The organism is Pseudomonas sp. GW823-FHT06E10, from assembly GCF_058794995.1.
In genome coordinates this window covers 1-575 of record NZ_JBXAHJ010000041.1, presented here as the reverse complement: position 1 = coordinate 575, position 575 = coordinate 1, and the positions used below count along the sequence as shown (strand labels likewise).

General features: G+C 63.0%; 1 protein-coding gene. It reads right to left on the bottom strand.

Going from position 1 to position 575, the window contains the following annotated elements:
- Positions 1-575, bottom strand: a 575-nt coding sequence (locus AC1Q6Y_RS28045) for an immunoglobulin-like domain-containing protein (protein ID WP_492625659.1), incomplete at both ends; no start/stop codon positions are given.

Genomic DNA, 575 nt, shown 5'->3' with positions numbered 1-575 from the left:
GTGCTGCCGTTGTTATAGACGTCGTTGGCCGCAGTCGGCACGTTCACGCTGCCGCTGGTCTGGCCCGCCTCGATGGTAATGACTGAGCCATTGCTCAAAGTCACGGTCATCGGCGTACCAGCCGGGTTGCTCAGGGTCGCGGTGTAGGTGATCTGACCGCCTTCGGTGATGTTGCCGGTGGCGGTGAGGGTCAGCCCGGTGTTGTCCACGGAATCGGTGATGGTGGTCACGGCTGGCGTGGTGTTCGGCACCAGGTTTTCGAAGTTGCCGCCGGTGGTGCCGGTGATGGTGGTGCTGACGGTGCTGCCGTTGTTATAGATGTCGTTGGCCGCAGTCGGGACGTTGACGCTGCCGCTGGTCTGGCCCGCGTCGATGGTAATGACTGAGCCATTGCTCAAGGTCACGGTCATCGGTGTGCCGGCCGGATTGCTCAGGGTCGCCGTGTAGGTGATCTGACCGCCTTCGGTGATGTTGCTGGTGGCGGTGAGGGTCAGCCCGGTGTTGTCCACGGAGTCGGTGATGGTGGTCACGGCTGGTGTGGTGTTCGGCACCAGGCTCTCGAAGTTGCCGCCGGT